Origin of the sequence: Moraxella sp., from assembly GCF_024227015.1 — a bacterium.
In the GTDB taxonomy this organism is placed as follows: Bacteria; Pseudomonadota; Gammaproteobacteria; order Pseudomonadales; family Moraxellaceae; genus Moraxella.
In genome coordinates this window covers 1-684 of the sequence record NZ_JAAELD010000229.1, presented here as the reverse complement: position 1 = coordinate 684, position 684 = coordinate 1, and the positions used below count along the sequence as shown (strand labels likewise).

The 684-nt window shown below is 46.5% G+C and carries 1 protein-coding gene; it reads left to right on the top strand.

The window, feature by feature from the left end; genetic code table 11:
• Positions 1 to 13: 13 nt before the first annotated feature.
• Positions 14 to 684 (top strand): hypothetical protein (locus GY683_RS05350; RefSeq protein ID WP_297287763.1); only part of this gene is annotated, 671 nt, incomplete at its 3' end.

The following is a 684-nucleotide window of genomic DNA, read 5'->3' as shown; positions in this document are numbered from 1 at the left end:
TAGGCGGTTATTAATGAAGCCTAGTAAAACGCTGGGGGATGCGGGTGCGTATAGCGAAGGAGGGATAATTGATGTGGGAATAACACAAGTACCAAGAGGCGGGGCGGGTTCATCGCACGATATAGCTGTCAATAAATCCACAACCTTGCACGAACTACAGCACGCAATCCAGCAACGTGAAGGCATGGCGCGGGGTGGTAGTCCTGAATCAATGTACCAAACGAAAACTGAAGCTTTGGCGCGTGTCCGCCATTTAAATAATGAGCTTAGCAAATCAGCCAAAGATTTGGATGTATATCCTAAAGGGTCGGAAGAATATCAATATGCTAGAGAAACATATGACGCCGCGATGGCTGAGAAGCTAAATATAAGCCCTATGATTATACAGGATGACCCGTATAAGTTATATCAATCACTAGCAGGCGAAACCGAAGCCCGACTAGTGCAAGACAGGATGGACATGCCGATGTCTGAAAGGCTAAAAGCGCCATTTTATAAAAGCTATGACGTACCGCTAGATGAGCAGATAGTGCGTTATGGTGAGGGTGCTAGCCTATCCCGCAACGGCGAGAAGATAACCCAGCCCGGGGCGCATGATAAATATAGCTTAGAGAGTTATAACAGGTCACAAGTGACAGGCAAGAAGGCGAGGAATTTAAAACCTGGACGAATAAAAGACTTACG